Annotated in this window: 12 protein-coding genes; 4 read left to right on the forward strand and 8 right to left on the reverse strand. The window is 50.1% G+C overall.

Features of this window, described 5'->3' with window-relative positions:
• Positions 1-2 precede the first annotated feature (2 nt).
• Positions 3-704, forward strand: coding sequence for a helix-turn-helix transcriptional regulator (locus SOP85_RS09945; protein WP_323626823.1), 702 nt, complete (start codon positions 3-5; stop codon positions 702-704).
• 136 nt (positions 705-840) lie between these two features.
• Here the strand turns inward: SOP85_RS09945 and SOP85_RS09950 are convergent, their stop codons facing one another.
• From SOP85_RS09950 to SOP85_RS09985, 8 genes are all read right to left on the reverse strand, one after another.
• Positions 841-1,569 carry an SDR family NAD(P)-dependent oxidoreductase gene (locus SOP85_RS09950; RefSeq protein ID WP_323626824.1) on the reverse strand — a complete coding sequence of 243 codons (729 nt, stop codon included), beginning with the start codon at positions 1,567-1,569 and terminating at the stop codon, positions 841-843.
• Positions 1,550-3,238, reverse strand: a complete 1,689-nt coding sequence (locus SOP85_RS09955) for an FAD/NAD(P)-binding protein (protein ID WP_323626825.1) — start codon at positions 3,236-3,238, stop codon at positions 1,550-1,552. The genes SOP85_RS09950 and SOP85_RS09955 overlap by 20 nt, the downstream gene beginning before the upstream one ends.
• Positions 3,239-3,261: 23 nt before the next feature.
• Positions 3,262-4,584 carry a DegT/DnrJ/EryC1/StrS aminotransferase family protein gene (locus SOP85_RS09960; RefSeq protein WP_323626826.1) on the reverse strand — a complete coding sequence of 441 codons (1,323 nt, stop codon included), beginning with the start codon at positions 4,582-4,584 and terminating at the stop codon, positions 3,262-3,264.
• 45 nt (positions 4,585-4,629) lie between these two features.
• Entirely contained in the window at positions 4,630-5,349 is a 720-nt protein-coding gene (locus SOP85_RS09965) for a radical SAM/SPASM domain-containing protein (protein WP_323626897.1), read from the reverse strand.
• 82 nt (positions 5,350-5,431) lie between these two features.
• Positions 5,432-6,784 carry an amidase family protein gene (locus SOP85_RS09970; protein WP_323626828.1) on the reverse strand — a complete coding sequence of 451 codons (1,353 nt, stop codon included), beginning with the start codon at positions 6,782-6,784 and terminating at the stop codon, positions 5,432-5,434.
• Positions 6,785-6,803: 19 nt separating this feature from the next.
• Positions 6,804-7,604: a sugar phosphate isomerase/epimerase family protein gene (locus SOP85_RS09975; RefSeq protein WP_323626829.1), complete on the reverse strand. Its 801-nt coding sequence runs from the start codon at positions 7,602-7,604 to the stop codon at positions 6,804-6,806.
• Positions 7,597-8,778 (reverse strand): 3-dehydroquinate synthase family protein, encoded by a 1,182-nt coding sequence (locus SOP85_RS09980; RefSeq protein WP_323626830.1) that lies wholly within the window; start codon positions 8,776-8,778, stop codon positions 7,597-7,599. Before SOP85_RS09980 ends, SOP85_RS09975 begins: the two co-directional genes overlap by 8 nt.
• Entirely contained in the window at positions 8,775-10,181 is a 1,407-nt protein-coding gene (locus tag SOP85_RS09985) for an MATE family efflux transporter (RefSeq protein ID WP_323626831.1), read from the reverse strand. Before SOP85_RS09985 ends, SOP85_RS09980 begins: the two co-directional genes overlap by 4 nt.
• Before the next feature lie 184 nt (positions 10,182-10,365).
• Between SOP85_RS09985 and SOP85_RS09990 the strand changes: the two genes are divergently transcribed.
• From SOP85_RS09990 to SOP85_RS10000, 3 genes are read left to right on the forward strand one after another with little or no spacing between them, the layout of a single operon-like run.
• Positions 10,366-12,435 (forward strand): non-ribosomal peptide synthetase, encoded by a 2,070-nt coding sequence (locus SOP85_RS09990; RefSeq protein WP_323626832.1) that lies wholly within the window; start codon positions 10,366-10,368, stop codon positions 12,433-12,435.
• Positions 12,354-13,469, forward strand: a complete 1,116-nt coding sequence (locus SOP85_RS09995) for a condensation domain-containing protein (RefSeq protein WP_323626834.1) — start codon at positions 12,354-12,356, stop codon at positions 13,467-13,469. The genes SOP85_RS09990 and SOP85_RS09995 overlap by 82 nt, the downstream gene beginning before the upstream one ends.
• A gap of 55 nt (positions 13,470-13,524) precedes the next feature.
• Positions 13,525-16,071, forward strand: a complete 2,547-nt coding sequence (locus SOP85_RS10000; RefSeq protein WP_323626835.1) for a hypothetical protein — start codon at positions 13,525-13,527, stop codon at positions 16,069-16,071.
• Positions 16,072-16,095 lie beyond the last annotated feature (24 nt).

Consider the following 16,095-nt stretch of genomic DNA (forward strand, 5'->3'; position numbering starts at 1 on the left):
TTATGAACAGTACCGATCTACTTTCCCTAAAAAACCACATACGCACCGTTATCCGTGGCAGCGAAACAATCGAAGACTTATGGATCACATGCCTTGAAGTGATAAAAAAAATGAATTTTGAGTATTTCTCCTACCGTATTCAGCATCCGACCCCTTTTTCAAACCCAAAAACGTATACTTATGGCAATTATCCCCTTGATACATCATGCATTTTTACGAGAAATATCCATCAGAGAACTATAGGGCAATTTCAAGTCAGCCCAGAACACTTAGCAAGCCTTAGCCAAACACCAAATCAAAAAGTAAAACATACGATAAATCTAAATGATTCGATTTTCTTCATGACTCAATCAACTCAAAGAGCAGAAGGTGTACGAGAGAATTTTCTTTTAGCAAGAGCAAATCATGAAATTGAAAGCCTCGAACTAAAAATCTCACGCACACTAACAAAAATCATGACAGAAGAAATGTATAATAAGCTTTTCTTGCACAATAAACCTATTCCACAAAAAGCAGTTTTATCACCAAGAGAGAGAGAAATACTACTCTGGGGTGCAGATGGGAAAACTTCAGAGGAAATCGCAACAATCCTCGGGCTTTCGCAAGACTCGATAAACTTCCACCATAAAACAATACAAAAGAAGTTGGGTACAACCAACAGAGCTCAGGCCATTGCCCATGCAATAGTCAAAGGCTACATATGAGACGCGCAAGCTGAAGTTTATGTAAAAATGAACATAGCTTCAGTGTGATTAAGGCAATACCATGAGTACATAGCCTTATAGCTACTATAAAATCAATTCGGTGACTCCAGATTTAAAATCACTGTAATCCAGAATATCAATGGATGGTTGCACCGGCACTCAGGTTCATTATCGTCCCAGTCATTGCAGTGCAATGTTCAAGAAAAATCACCGCCTGCGCAATCTCTTCTGGCTTTACCCAGCGATTGAGTGCGCTATTTTTTGCTGCCAAGGCGATCAACTCCTTCACATCAGTACCCGTTTTGTTCGATCTTGTTTTCAGGCTCTTTTCTTCTCCGGGTGTCATGACATCCCCAGGAGCGATGCAGTTTATCCTGATCGTCTGGCCACACTCCCAAGCCAAGGGACCGATGATGGCGTGCAATGCACCTTTGGCGGCAGTGTATAGGGAGTTGCCTGTCTGCTTTGCACCGGGCAAAGCTGCCTGTGAACCGATGAAAACGATATGTCCTGCCCTTTGTTCCTCCTGCCACCGGCGTATAGCCAGCCGTGCCAATAAGAGAGGGCTGAATACATTAAGCGCAAAGATCGCCTGCAGTCCGGGTAAATGAGTGTTTATGAACTCATCATCAACACAGGCTCCTGCATTTAAAACGAGCAGATCGGGCATACCTTTGATTTTTTCAGCCGCTTGCCAAACCTGCTCTATCTTCTTTGTTTTATAAAGATCGCAGGCAACATCTCCGCCACCCCGCTGCAAGGTAACAACTGCATATCCTGCCTCCCTGAGCGCGTCAGCAATAGCCCGACCAATGCCATAGCTGGCGCCCGTCACCCATGCTGTTTTACTCTCCAGAGACCTCATCGGACGTCTCCTTGTCATACTCTAATACAGCAGAAGCGATTCTCTGCGCTTCAACGAAAGGTGTGGATTTTCCGTTTATCGTAGGGACATACCAGTTGTAGTAGGTGCTGCCCTCGCTCATGACCCCTGTAATGAACAAATGTTCTTGTACTACACCATGCGTCGACACGGCCTTTGATTCAGCATTCACGGCGAACCCTGGTGTCGCGAGCCAATCAATATAACGAGCATGAATTCGCCCTCCGTCAACCAGTGCGCCCAGTAACACAGAGGTGTTTTTCTTCAACGTCGGTTGAGAGGTATAGCCTTGCAGAAGGTGATTGAGATCAAAAGATACTGGGGTGTCAAATACGGTTGACTTCACATTCCAGCATCGCCTCTTTGGCGCCCATTGCAATTCGGGGGCGGGACCGAGTGGCGTTGAAACAATCCCCGCATGGAGCAACATTAACAACTCTTCATGGCGGTCATGCTGCGGACCGATTGCAGTGCGATTAATTGCTGAAGCAAAGTGGTTGTAGAACCAACTATGGGAGGATGGCGTCAGTCCCCCGTAATTCACAACGGTCCTGATGGAATCCCTTGCGCTCATCAAGACTTCAACTGCACGTTTCATGGCACTTCCTGATAGCCCCAAATGAGCCTCATACAGATCTTGTTTTACGAATTCAACGACCGAAGCACTGTATTCCTCGCTGTTTTTTTGTGACATCTCAGGCCAAAGCAAGCCATTCATCAACTCCATGGAGGCCTGCGTCGGCACCTCCCGGTCCAGCATGGCTTGTGCAACATCCTGGGCGAGCAGCGGATAAATTTCCGTCATGAAGTTGATAGCTGCCTGCCCCCGCTGCTTGCGCAACGCCATTGCGGCTTGCTCATTGAAGTGGAGCGTCGGAGCAAAGGCAGCGCGACCATCATCGACAGGACGTGCCCGTGAGGGCAGTCCGCTACGAGAGAAAAGGATGATATTTGGCTCGTTACCTGACGGCTTATAGACGCCATCGGAAAAAACACCTCCCCTACCCCGGGTCAATTCAGCGATAGCATCCATGGCCGTCAAACCAAAACCTTGTATCCCGACAGTGCTGCCTGCAGGGATGTTCAGGCTACTGAGTTCAGCGGTGTAGATATCAGCGATCATTTCTTGGCTGTTGGCCACTGGAAACATATGACCGATAGCAACCACTACATGGTCACTGACAATCTTGCGCCGCGTAAGCAAACAGGTGACTTCTTTCCGCCCGGCCTGTTGTATATCGATAGCCTCGTCTTCGATATATTCCACTTGGCAATTCAGCGGACAACGTTCCAACAAGTGCAGATACAGCTCATGGCAGTAAGCCCCAAACAGGCGTCTGGGCACGTAAGAGCCGGCATCCGCCGCGATCCCATTTTGCTTCAGCCAGGGCAAGAAATCCGCAAACGTGCCTTTGAGCAATGATGGCTGAAATTCACCCCCGGGGATCAGGGTCAATAAGCCTGCCACAGTATTCAGAAGAAACCTGTCGGAGAGGGACTGCCCATGAACGCCCCGCCCCGGCATGCCTTTATTAACGACAACGATCTGTACCTGTTGCTCAGGCTGTTGCGCGGCCAGCGACAAAATACGCTCCAGCACGCAAAGCCCTCGAGGACCCAGTCCGATAATGGTGATACTCACGGCTTTCATGGCATGTGACCTTATGAGTGACGTTAAAACGCGTCGGATGTCGGTGCCTGGCGAGCGGAGAGGACCTTACGCGGCTGAGCAACCAATGTTCTCAAGGCCTGGGCAATGGTTTGCGCCGCGTCGGCGCCTCCCAGCAAAACCCAGTTTGGCAGCGTGATGTGATGACGCCTTGCTGAGTCAGCTTGGGGTAGTTGATAACGCGTCGGCTCGAAATCGCCCTTATTGCTAAAGTTCTTTATTCTTGGGCTCGACAGTGGGTTGTACAACGTGAACTTATTCATCGGTTGATAAAGCGGGCTGACTTGAACATTCAACTCTTCGGTCATTGCCTGGGCCAAGGCGTCTATCGTGCATCCAGGAAAGTACTTTTCGAGCCCTACTTTCATTACCAGGTTGTAATAGGTACACCGTGTATTACGTGGATCACGTCGCAAGAAGGTGACGAAGTCCCCCTCTCCTTCGAACAACGCCTGCAAGGTCTCTGCGCACTCTTCACGCTGCGCATTCTGCCGATCCAGGTGCTGCAGCCGGTCGAGCAATATGGCGGATTGAAATTCCGTGAGGCAAAAATTCTGCCCTTGAACCGTTCCTCGCTCTACCAGTTCCAAACGTCTCACTCCAGGCGCCCCCGAAAACAGCCGGCCGTCAGCCCTCAGTTGCTCAAGCTTCTGCGCCAGTACGGGATCCGATGTCACAACGGCTCCCCCCTCTCCTGAGGTCAGCACCTTGGCTTGTTGCATGCTGAAACATCCCAGGGCACCAAATGCCCCTACCTTACGGCCACGCCACATTGCCCCGTGAGCCTGCGAGCAATCCTCAATCAGCGGGATTGTGTAACGCTCGCAAATGTCCAGGAACGCGTCGATGTCCGCCGTTCGGCAGTAGGGATGTACAAGTAAGATCGCCTTTGTTTTCGCGTTAATCCGTGATTCGGCCGCTTGCGGTGACATCGCCATGGACTCGGGATCAATATCAACCAGCACCGGGACTGCGCCCACGCTGCAGGTAGCGGACGCGCAGGCAACCCAGGTCAGGCCAGGGACCAATACTTCGTCGCCCGCCCCTACGCCCAATGCCAGCAGGGAAATCGTCAGCGCAGAGGTTCCGCTAGTGACAGGCGTGCAATATCGAGTGCCGCAGTACTCGGCAAAAGCCCTTGCAAATCGTCTCTCATAGGCCTCCTGGCCGCTATAAGCTCCACTTATCGTCCACCGTGTCGATTCCAGCACCTCTGTAATCACTTTCAGAGTACCGCTGTCGTGGGAAGGCCATTTTGGCCAAGCCTGCGTTGTCACAGGTGTGTTGGAGCCAATTGAAGTTGTCGTATCAGTAGTATGAATATTCATGACTGTTTCCTGATGACAGGTTGTGGTTTGGATAAAAGAAATGGTTCAAGAAATCAGATCCCAAAAGGGTTCGGAGCGATCGGACTTACCCGGTGTGGTATGGGCACGATTGGTACAGTTTGTGCACATCTCGCACGCACCTTTTCGATTGCCGATTTCCAACTCTCCTCGAATACGCGAGTAGTTATCACTGTTCCAAATCTCGGCAATGGACTGGTCGCATATATTGCCCATGACATGGCTTCGATAAGCGTCCTCGTAACACAGAACAACATCTCCAGTGATCGTGACGATCAATATTTCGGTAGGGGCAAAACACCGTTGAGAGATGTCCAGTTCCGTGGCTTTGGGCAGCTCCATCATTTTTCCGCCACGATTGGTCAGCACCAGATCGTCAGAGAACTGGACAACTTGTTTGGGCCTGGGTGGGTGTGATTTTCCGCTGTGGGAAGTGATAACTATCATTTGCATGCCGGCATCGACCAGCGAGTCATACCGCTGCTGAGTAAGCAAATCACCGTTTGTAAACAGTACAGGGCGGCATTTTGGCACCGCCTGTAAAATACGCCTGACAATATCTTCCAAACCCGGATGTATTAACGGCTCATTATAAAAATGAAATGAGATTCTCCCATCGAAGTCTATTGCCTCCAGCCGAAAAATAAACGACGACAGCACATTCTCCTGAATTAATCGGGGCACATGAGGGAGAGGCATAATCGACACGGGACAATAGTTGCACTTTCGATTGCACCGAGAATTGATTTAAATTTCAACATTCAAAAGCTTCATAAACCTTGCCTCGCAATGTTTAAATGACAGGATTTACTACGACCCTGGAGATGCCTCATCCTTTGACGATGGTTTCGATAGTGCGACAAATCGCCAATACATGCTGATGATCAATAGCCGGGGAGCACAACATTTCAATACCGACCGGTAACGCGTCTGGGCCCATCACGGAGAAATTCATTGCGACAGTTTTAGCGCAAGTGGCAACCGAAACATGGCGGGCCAGCACCAACTGATCAGTTGAAAATTCATTTCGATGATTTATCGCAGGCGCTGTTATTCCCACAGTGGGATGTATTAGCACTTGGCACTTACTTGTTTTGAAATAATCCACAACGTCTTGCTTTATTTTCCCCGCGACCGCCTGAGCGCGTTCATACACGGGTAAGCTTGGTCTGCCTGGTGGAAAAGCCAGAGCCTTGATTTTATTGGCTGCCGAGGTATCACGATTTTGAAGTAGATCTTCCAGTGTCGCAGGCCCCTGTGATCGAGAACCGAGATAACGATTAAACGCTGTTAACAACTCATGGTTGACGATCGTTGCTAATGCATGGGCAGCCAATTCGAATGAAGCAGGCACCTCTTGCATGACAATATGGGCACCTGCTGCGGAAAGTTTAAATATTGCCTCGTACATGCTCTCTTCAATACTCGGCATCAATGCCGCCAGAGAAAAGTTTGCCGCAACAGCAATATGCAAATTGATAGGCTCTACGGCGGGCAGTTCTTCGTACTCATGGATGAGACTGTCCAACAACGAAATATCGTCAAGGGTGTTGGCGATCAGCCCTAACTGATCGTAACCGGAAGACGTCAGCGGACAAACTCCATTTGTGGCAAACCCTGGGTGAGGTGCTCGATAAGCAGAAACGCCACAGAACGCCGCCGGAATACGTAAAGAACCCACTGTATCTTCGCCGACGGCGAAATAGGCAGCACCGCCCGCTACTCCTGCCGCGCATCCGCCGCTGCTGCCACCCGGCGAGTGATGAGGGTAAGCAGGATTGACCACGCGCCCGAAGTAGGGGTTATCGGATGACCAGCCATAACTCATTTCATCCAGATTAGCTTTGCCGATACACATGGCACCCAGGGATCTCAAGCGGGCAACCAATGAATTATCAACTGACGGGTAATTGCTGTTCAGGGCTAGAGTACCGTTAGTTGTCGGGAACCCAGCCACGTCAATGCTATCCTTGACAATATAATTTATGCCGGACAGTACTCCGCCCCAACGTTTCAACGCTGCATGAACAGGAAAATCACTTTCCGGCCCAACAGGTATCCGATTGACAAAGACGTGATAGTTGTCCGCCCAGTCGATCTCTTTACAAAACGGATGCGATGCACCCATTCTGATTGACGCCGATTGCTCCAACGTTTGGCGCAGATTTTTCTTGCTAAACATTTGCTATATCCTCTGATATTTACCCTTGCGTACCGGAAATACATGAGCACAGAAAAGCGATATCGGCGTTCATCCCCTCCATTGAAAGTTTGGAGTAGTCATTTTCAAGGATGTAGGCTTCACAAAATCCCAGTTGCTCTATTCGTTCAATAATGGCAGCAACATTTCCTTCGCCCTGCCCCAGGAGGGCATTATCATAACCGGGCAACACACCATCCTTTACATGGACTTGGGAGAGTAAGTAGGGATGAACTGAAGAAATAATCTCTTCAACTGAGTGGCCCCAGCGAAGTGGATTAAAGATATCCAGAAGTACTCTGAAACTGGGTTCGCCAACCTGACACACCAGCGCTAACTGTTTTTCCGCCGACAAACTGTTTTCACTGGCAATCAAGACCGGGTGTCGTTGCGCCGCCTGACATAATTCTTTGAAGAACGTTGCCGTTTCGGCAAGGTCATCAGCCCCCACTATTTCATTTTTATTGAAGCTTGGGATATACACGACGGGTACATCCAAAAACTCTGCTGCGTGGACAACATGTAGGCAGAATTGAAAAAATTCAGTTCTGAATTTTTTCCCGGCATAACTATTCAGGCCAAAATCCTCAACTAGGTTCAATCCTATGGCACTGATTTTTTGACGACTATCGCTACACCCCAGACATTGACGTAGTTGTTGCTCATTGGCGACACGGCACTCCCTCAACATACGCATTTGGGTGAGCGTCTGGATGCCCACGTGCATCATCATTCCGTCAGGCAACGTGCCAGGCAGGCCGGATTCGGGCAAGCTCCAGGCCGCGCAACCGACATTAGTCATCGTAGGATTCCAGGTAAGTAACCGCCTGCTGTAACTGCCCACAAGAAAGCTCACGCCAGTGTTCAATATAAGCAACCGTGCCAATCGTTACAGGGATAACCAGGTTCAGCGCTCCGGCACGATGCGCAACAATCGCCACCAAGGATTCATACAGGGCTGCAGTCTCGACCTCTCCGGGGACGGTCACTCTCAAGCCTGCACTTTTCAGCGTATTAACAATGACATGGCAGGTATCCCACGCCAGCAGATTGCGTTGGGCACTGATGACGGCAGATAAGGCAATATCGATAGCCACGGCTTCACCATGACTCACTTTATAGTTCGTCGCCGATTCAATGTGAGGGCTAAAGGTATGACCAAAATCAACATACCGCTGATAACTATCAAGCTCATACAAATTCTCAGACAATTCCGTCAGCATGCCAGCCACAGAGCGGTCAATAATCTCCCAGCCGATTGCGCCTTGGAGCTTCTCCTCATTTATATGAGCCGAGACGTTGACCAGTTGCCTGAAAAGTACCGCATCCTTGATGACCGCTATCTTGATCGCTTCCGCAAATCCGGATCTTAAATGCTCTACGGCGAGGGTCTTTAAAAAACAAGGGCAAACAAAGGTATACTCCGCCGGGTAAAATGACCCCAGGACACTTTTTTTACCCTCATAGTTAATTCCGTTCTTTATGCCGACCGCAGCATCAATCATGCCAATGAATGTGGTCGGAACCTTTATGCACTTTACACCGCGCCTGTATATCGATGCTGCAAACCCGACAATGTCCAGACATACGCCGCCACCGACGGCAATAATCTGGCCATTTCTTGGCAAGTTGACTTCCTTCGCCAGGCGACACACTTCCAGCGACATCTCAATTTCTTTATTTTCCTCGGTTACGGCAAGCTCAAAAAAATTGACACGCTCGCCTCCTTTCAACAGAGAGAACTTTCTGCGAATCGCTTCTCCATATAGAGCATTTACGGTCGGGGTGTAAATGACCATGGCAGAGCCGGTGTCGACGGTAGATTCCAGCAAATCAGAGTTCTCTGAAAATATATTGTCAGAAAGCAAAATTTTGTACTCTCTTAATAGAGTGGTACGGATTGCGTAGCGATGATCGCTCTGTTTTAGCTCAGATGCTGAATGCCACCTGTTAGAAAAACCCATTAAGCTGCTCATGATTCACGTCCCTCTTTGTTCATTAACAAAGTATCAAATCCCAGCGAAGCAGCGGCTACAGGCTCTGGTGTAATCTGCATAAGTCGCTTTATGACAAGGTTCACCGCATAAATGCTAACTATCGCCTGAGATAAAAATGCAAAGTTCGAGAGCAAGCATAACCATTGAAGGGTGATTTTGTTCAGGTTGACCAGGAATAACAGAGGGATGACAAATGTTGCCAAGCGAGTACAAATTGCCAGCAGCGACCAGATCGTTCGCCCAGACGCCTGCAATATTGAGCCATTGATATGTATTAGGCCTGACGTCACAAAGTTCAACGACATGCATACCAGGAAGTAGGCGGCCTTACCTTCTACTTGGCTGTCGTTGGAAAAAAAAGACACCATGGAGCTTCCCCACAAAAAGCACCCTGCCGTCAAGCACAGCATAGTACTCACTACCATCGCCAACGAAACAGCATATATTTTTTTGACTTTTCCAATGTCGTTGGCGCCAAAATAGTACGCAGCTATTGGGACGCATCCATAAGCAACCGAAACGGACGGGATAAAAAGTGCTTGGATTAACATTAACCCAATCCCGACTGCCGCCTGCACTTGCGCGCCCAGTTTTGCAGCTGCCCAATACATCAGTCCGGTGTACACATAAATCACAAACGTTTCCAATCCTGCTGGCAGGCCGACTGTGATGATTCGTCGTGCGATAATGCTTTCCCAGCGAAACGTTATTCTCGGTTGTGCAAAATGACGATAACAATCAACGGCTCTATATAGGATAATCGCCGCTGTAACCGAGGTTGCCAGGGTTGTAGCCAATCCAGCGCCCAACGTGCCATGCCCCGGGACACCCGGTACACCGAAGATCAGTACCGGCGCCAAAACCAAGTTGATTGGAACGGAAATACATTGAGCAACCAACGGCCCATAGGGCTCGCCAGCTGCACGCAGCCCGAACGTTCCCACGGTGATAATAATTTGCAGCGCTAATCCAGGCATATAGCCATATAAATAGGATTCGCCCATCTCTTGTGCGGCCTCACCCGAGGCTAACACTGACAAGGCGCGCCCGCCGCCCATATAGCCCACAACGACAACACATATGCTGCAGGCGATAGCCATCAGCCCTGCATGAATAAAAAATATACGCGCCTGTGCATACTTCCCCGCCCCCAACGCCTGTCCAATCAAGGACACAACACCTATCCCCAGTAGTTGGCCAAGCATGCCGGTAAGCAAAGCAGCGGTGGCTGTTGAGGTGACCCCTGCTATAGCATCAGCGCCCAACCGACTGACAAAGAATAAATCAATAACCAGATATAGGGATTGAATAACGATTCCCACCCCGATGGGAATTGACATGCGCGAAATACTCTTTGCGACCTTTATATAATCAGCAAACATAGCCTTTCACTCTAACGACATTACTGCGCTACGCAGGAGTGCCTTGCTGCAGTGCGAATGGACAGCAGAATAGTACCTGTGTGGAGGCGTGCAACTACCAAATTTAGTAGTTGCACATTGATTTTGCAGTCAGCAGGATAACTGCGAGCCATCGTTCATCTGCCTGCCGAGGGAAAAGTTTGATATGAACAATTGTACTTACGACAGTATTATAAACATGATCCTATACCACGTAAGCGCTTCCCCTGATCGCGTCGCCGTTAAATGCGGGGCACAGCGGTTAACCTATCGACAACTGAACGAACAATCAGATCGAGTGGCTGCGTATCTGGAGCAAAAGGGTGCCGTAAGCCACGGCATTATCGCTGTTGCCATGGAGAGAACAGTCCAACTGGTAAGCGTCTGCCTGGGAATCATGAAGCATGGCAGTGCCTATCTTCCAATAGACATCGAATACCCCGAGGAAAGAATCCAGAGCTTGTTGAATAACGCCAAGATAGAGCATATTTTTTGCGACGCCCCTGTATCTATTCCTCAGCAATTTTCTGAGGGGATCATAAATCCGCAAGACATTATCAATAGTTGCTATCAACGGAAAAGTTCGAATCTGCCAAATAAGGAGACGCCGGCTTACTGCATTTATACGTCTGGCTCGACAGGCGAACCTAAAGGCGTGCTAATAAGCCACGATGGGCTATTGAATCATACTCAATGGTTTATAGATGAATTTGGCGTTACCGAAGCTGACGTTCTATTGCAACGAACCTCTATCGCTTTTGACGCGTCTGTATGGGAGCTATGGACTGGGCTGGCGGCTGGCGCCTGTACGGTCATCCTCCCTACGGCTTATGCTAAACATCCGCTTGGCATACTGTTGACACTGCAACAAGAGCACATATCGATTGCGCAATTTGTTCCTACACTGTTACGTGAATTAGTGCGATTAAGGCAATTCGAGCATATGCCCTGCCGCTTGGTATTTTGCGGCGGCGAGTCATTAACCTGGGAGTTGGTCGATCAGTTCTTTTCAAAGACTCGAAGTCAGCTGGTCAATCTCTATGGGCCTACCGAGACGACCATTGACGTGACTTTTTGGCGCGTGGAACAGGGTGGCGGCAGAGATTTGCCTCCGCCCATTGGTAAACCCATTCGCGGAATGCAAGTTTATTTGCTGGATGAACACGGTGCTCCCGTCAAACAGGAGCAAGAGGGCGAAATAGCGATCGCTGGTCCAGGCGTAGCGATAGGGTATGTGAATACGCCTAGCGAGAACGCGCTGCGTTTTTCAACGCTCAACGTCGATGGAAAGCCAGTACGGATCTATAAAACAGGGGATATCGGGATTGTTTCAGCCTCGGGAGAACTCTCCTTCTTGGGCCGGCGAGACAGCCAGCACAAGGTGAATGGGCACAGAGTCGAGCTATTGGCCATTGAGCAAGTCGTCCAACAAACACCTGGAGTGCATTGCGCCGCCGTCTATCTCGACATCCTCGCCAGCGGAGAAAAACAGATTTGTGCGTGTTACGTAGTTGAGGCCAATGTTGAGACTCACTTGCTTGAGCAAAGGATCAAACAGGCAGTCTCAGCCCAACTCCCCGCCTATATGCACCCCAGCCAGCTGTATTCGCTTGCCAATCTGCCTCTTTTGCCTAACGGCAAGGTCAATCACAACGCGCTGCGTGAGATGAATGCAAATCCCAGTGTCATCACGCCGTCAGTCGCCGGCGACGCTTCGACATTGGATCGATTACAAGCTATCTGGAAGGAAATCCTCAGCCATCAGGCGATCTCGGCCGACAGCCATTTTTTTGAATGTGGCGCGACTTCCCTTTCGGTGATGATGCTGCTTGGCAGAATTGCCAACCTCTTCAATGTTGACCTTACCCCCAAAGATATTTTCGACCATCCGATACTGGCTCAGCAGGCGGAGTTGCTCAACGGCAGCGCACGCCAGTGTGGTGAAAACAGCCTATTGCTGGACGCCCATGCATGGCGCAAGCGCGAAAGTGAAGATACACCCGGACTAGCCCAACGCGAAATCCTTGAGAAGCCCCCCGAAACCCCAGCCTATCTGGAAAATGTGGTGATGGCGTTTTACATTCGAGGCGAGTGTTCAGTGGCCAGGGTTCGCGAAGCCTTCGGCGCCGTACTTGAACAGCAACCGGCGTTACGTTGCAGTTTCGATTCAACTCACACGGCCAGTGGCGTCGTTTACAACACGCCTTTGATGAGTTTCCGTTGCCTTTTCACCTGATAAACCTGGCGCTTGATAGCAATATCAGCCGAACCGTGGCCGATCTGATCGTTGAAGAATCATCGACCGCTTTTGACCTGAGACATCCACTGTTGATTCGGGCAACCTACCTTGAATGCCAAGGGACGGATGACGTGCTGATCATCACCGCCCATCACATTGCATTTGATGGTTGGTCAGGTGCGATTCTGGTGGACCAGCTTTGCGCGCACTATCAGTCGTTACTCGCTACCGGCGTGCCTGACGAAGCCAAATACTGCCTGCAATACGCAGATTATACCGATGCCCAACATCAACGTTTAGCTGAAAACCTGCTGGATAAACATAGCGTTTTTTGGCAAGAGACACTGAAACAGCTGCCCGAACCCTTTCCATTGCGCGGCGCTATTCAGCGGCCCCAGCAATTTACCTATCGCAGTGCCGTTCTACCGCTCAACCTGGATGCGCAATACCCCGCAATCGCGCAATTGTGCAGCCGAACGGGCTTCAGCCTTTATACCGTTATCCTCACTGCGTTCTTGGTTTCTCTCGCCAGAAACACAGGCATGACCGACCTTTACGTACGCTCTCCGGTAGCCAACCGGACCGACGCGGCCCTGGAGCCGGTAGTGGGGTATTTTGTTCACCCCATGGTGATTCGACCCCGGCTTTCTGATTGGTCTCCTTCTCTGCGTCTGCTGGAGCAGGTCAATCATTGTGTGTTGGATGCCTATGGTCACGCCATGCTGCCGCCGCATATTTTTGAGGCCAACTGTTCGCCCCGCGATGTCGCTTACGGCTCCCGATTTCCCTATTGGTATAACCACCATAACTATCCTTCACGGCAGCGCCAATTAGGCACATCACAGCTCCACGGTATCGGGGTTCCGTCGAGCGGGATTAAGACCGATGTTTCGCTTAACACACTACGTACCGAAAGCGGATTGGTCGGTAGTCTTTCCTACTATCGCGACGCCATTCCTGACGATTGCGTGGAAGCCCTGTTGGTCAGCTTCAAGCAGGCATTGAATGAGTTACTTGCCATCGGGAAGTGATAGCAAGTAGTGGTGCAGTGTTAAGGCACACTCTTTACAGGAGACTGTCATTGTGATGGACCAGCTCACTCAAACACCTGAAAACAGTGATACATCGTTACTTCTGCATTTAGATGAACTGCCTGAGCTTGTAGAGAAGATAGTGAAATTCAGTGGCCGCTGCGAGGCTGTCCGGCAACTGGGGGGCCTCACGTTCCTGCGAGTGGCCAGCCAATATTTTTCGTTGCAGGTCATTGTTCTGGATTCGACACTCAGAAACGCCACGGCCGAGATTCGCCAGGGAGACATCGTCTCGGTGAGCGGCCTGTTAAGATCAAGGCCGGATGCCCATGAGCGTCCAGCCAGCCCGCGAATAGATCCGAATAAATACGAGGTCGTTCTCCAGCAATTCTCCATCATTCTTCAATCGCAAAAGATTGATCTCTTGACGGAGAAGGATGCAAAAAGTCGGCAATCCCTCAGGCATCGCCATCATCAGGCTAGCCAACTCATATCGTTGGTCAGGCTTCACCTTGAGCAGCAAGGCTTTGTGCAGCTTCAGGCTCCGTTGTCGACGGACTTCCATGAGCAGCAACGAGTACGTGAGTTAACGGCTCTAAGCGATAACTGCTTTTTCAGTTCTCCCCTGTTCAGCGCTTACACGACCGAACAGTTGATGCATGGCACGCAGCGATTTTATTTTTTTGTCGAGGGAGCAGGCGCCCTGCCCGACTTGCTGCATATCGTGATTGCTCATCATGAACCTGGTCTCCACGCGCATGAGGACTTACTGACCGCCATCATTGGACATATTATCGAGCTGCTCGCGCCTGATATTCATTGGGAACCGGATGAGGCAGCGGCTCGCTGGCAAGACTTGATTCTTCATACCTTTCCGTCGCTTCGAATAGCCAGCAGTTACACCGGGTCGACAGCCACACTGCCCCTTATCAGCACGAATAATGGCAAACGGATTGCAATACGTCGGTGCCTGCGAGGCGCGCAAGAAGCGTCGGGCAGTATCGCTACTGCCATGAGTTTGGCTCTGGGGCCGCTCAAAGAAGAGCTGGATGCAATCAAAGCCGCTAAGCAGCTCAAGCCACCCGCACAGCAGGTCCTGGCAGACATGGACACTGAAAACGGTACAGCTTACGAAGCTTATTCAAAGCTGGAGTCTGAGCATCAGATGCTATTGGTCGAACGATCCTTACAGGCGTTCAACCCAGCAAAAGACTTTGATGCGGCCCGACTCTCCTCCCAGGCAGCACTGCATTACATGGAACCTGCCCTGCATCACTACGGAATTGATCCGGCCATGGCGCATCGATTTCTCTCGCTCCAGGCCCAGCTACATGGGGACTCCAGCAGTGCTGTTTGCCCCATCGCGTTGTTCCAACTGCTGTGGACGGTGCTGGGCAACCCTTCGGCCAAATTATTACTGCAGAGCGACACAAACCGAGACCGCCTGGTGTTCACGTTTGTCAATAAACGGATACTCACCGATATTCGCCAATTGGTGTTTATCCATCCCTCCGCGATTGACGCCTTGGAGTTGTTACTGGACCGCATACGTGACAAAGATACGCTGGGACGCCTTCGCACACTTTTGCGCAACGTGATCGCCAGAACTCCAACCGAGCTTGCGACGTTACTTACCACTCTAGCCGCGATGGAGCCCGCCAGCATAAACGCCGCAATCGCAGAACCAAAGAAACTCGAAAGTGCCGTGAAGCACGGTCTTACCACGCCTTATTGGATGTCTCTCTGTTTAGGTTGCGAAGACATCACCCCACTCATCAATTCGCTACGCATCAGCAATCTGCAGTTCAGTCAGCGGATACTCGGCAACAGCCCTGTTTTTTCTCCACTATCAGAAAATAGCTTCGATATGGATGATGACGAAATTGCCGGTGACCACGAGAGCTTGCCACTCGCCGAGATTATTTACACGCTCTTCAGACCAGTCACCGCGGGTATTAGCGAGTTGAAACACGCGCTGTCTGAATTGCAAGACCATTGCGCCCACATAGAGCGCGCAGGATTCAGGAAATTCAACTTGGAATTTAATCCACACCTGCATTGCTATCGCTACATTATCGGTCAACGGCGGCAAATCCATGATTACATCCGTATTTACTTATCTAAAAATGCAGCTTCTTTTTTTGCAAAGTCGACGACCGGAATTTGCACCGATACTAATCTGGAGCTCTTCAAAAGAGCTGATCACTTTCATTTGAATGTATTCAGTGAGCATTTAGGGAGAGTCATAGGCAATGTACAGTTACACACCGTATACATCCACAATGAAAAAGCGCTGCTTATTCGCGGCATAAACCCGATAAAAAACTATGCGACCGCTTGTTTGGTCGATGAGCTGCTGAATTGTGTCATTGCCTGCGCAAAGGATCTTGCGATCGAAAACGATTTTTCTCTGGTTTGTGTGGCTGAACAAAATGGCCTTTGGAACTCTAACTCCAATCGCCCAGAGATGCGTGCCGCTCTAGCAAAGCGGACTGCGCATCTGGACCCAATCGTCTTGGATCGACCCTTTCATCTTTATAACTATTACACTACAAAAATAAATCTTTCTTCTGTCTATCCACTATGGCGTAACCCCCGCTGAAAAGCACCCGCCACACTTCTCACA

It is taken from the genome of Pseudomonas sp. YuFO20 (assembly GCF_035064975.1).
Classification (GTDB): Bacteria; Pseudomonadota; Gammaproteobacteria; order Pseudomonadales; family Pseudomonadaceae; genus Aquipseudomonas; species Aquipseudomonas putida_AE.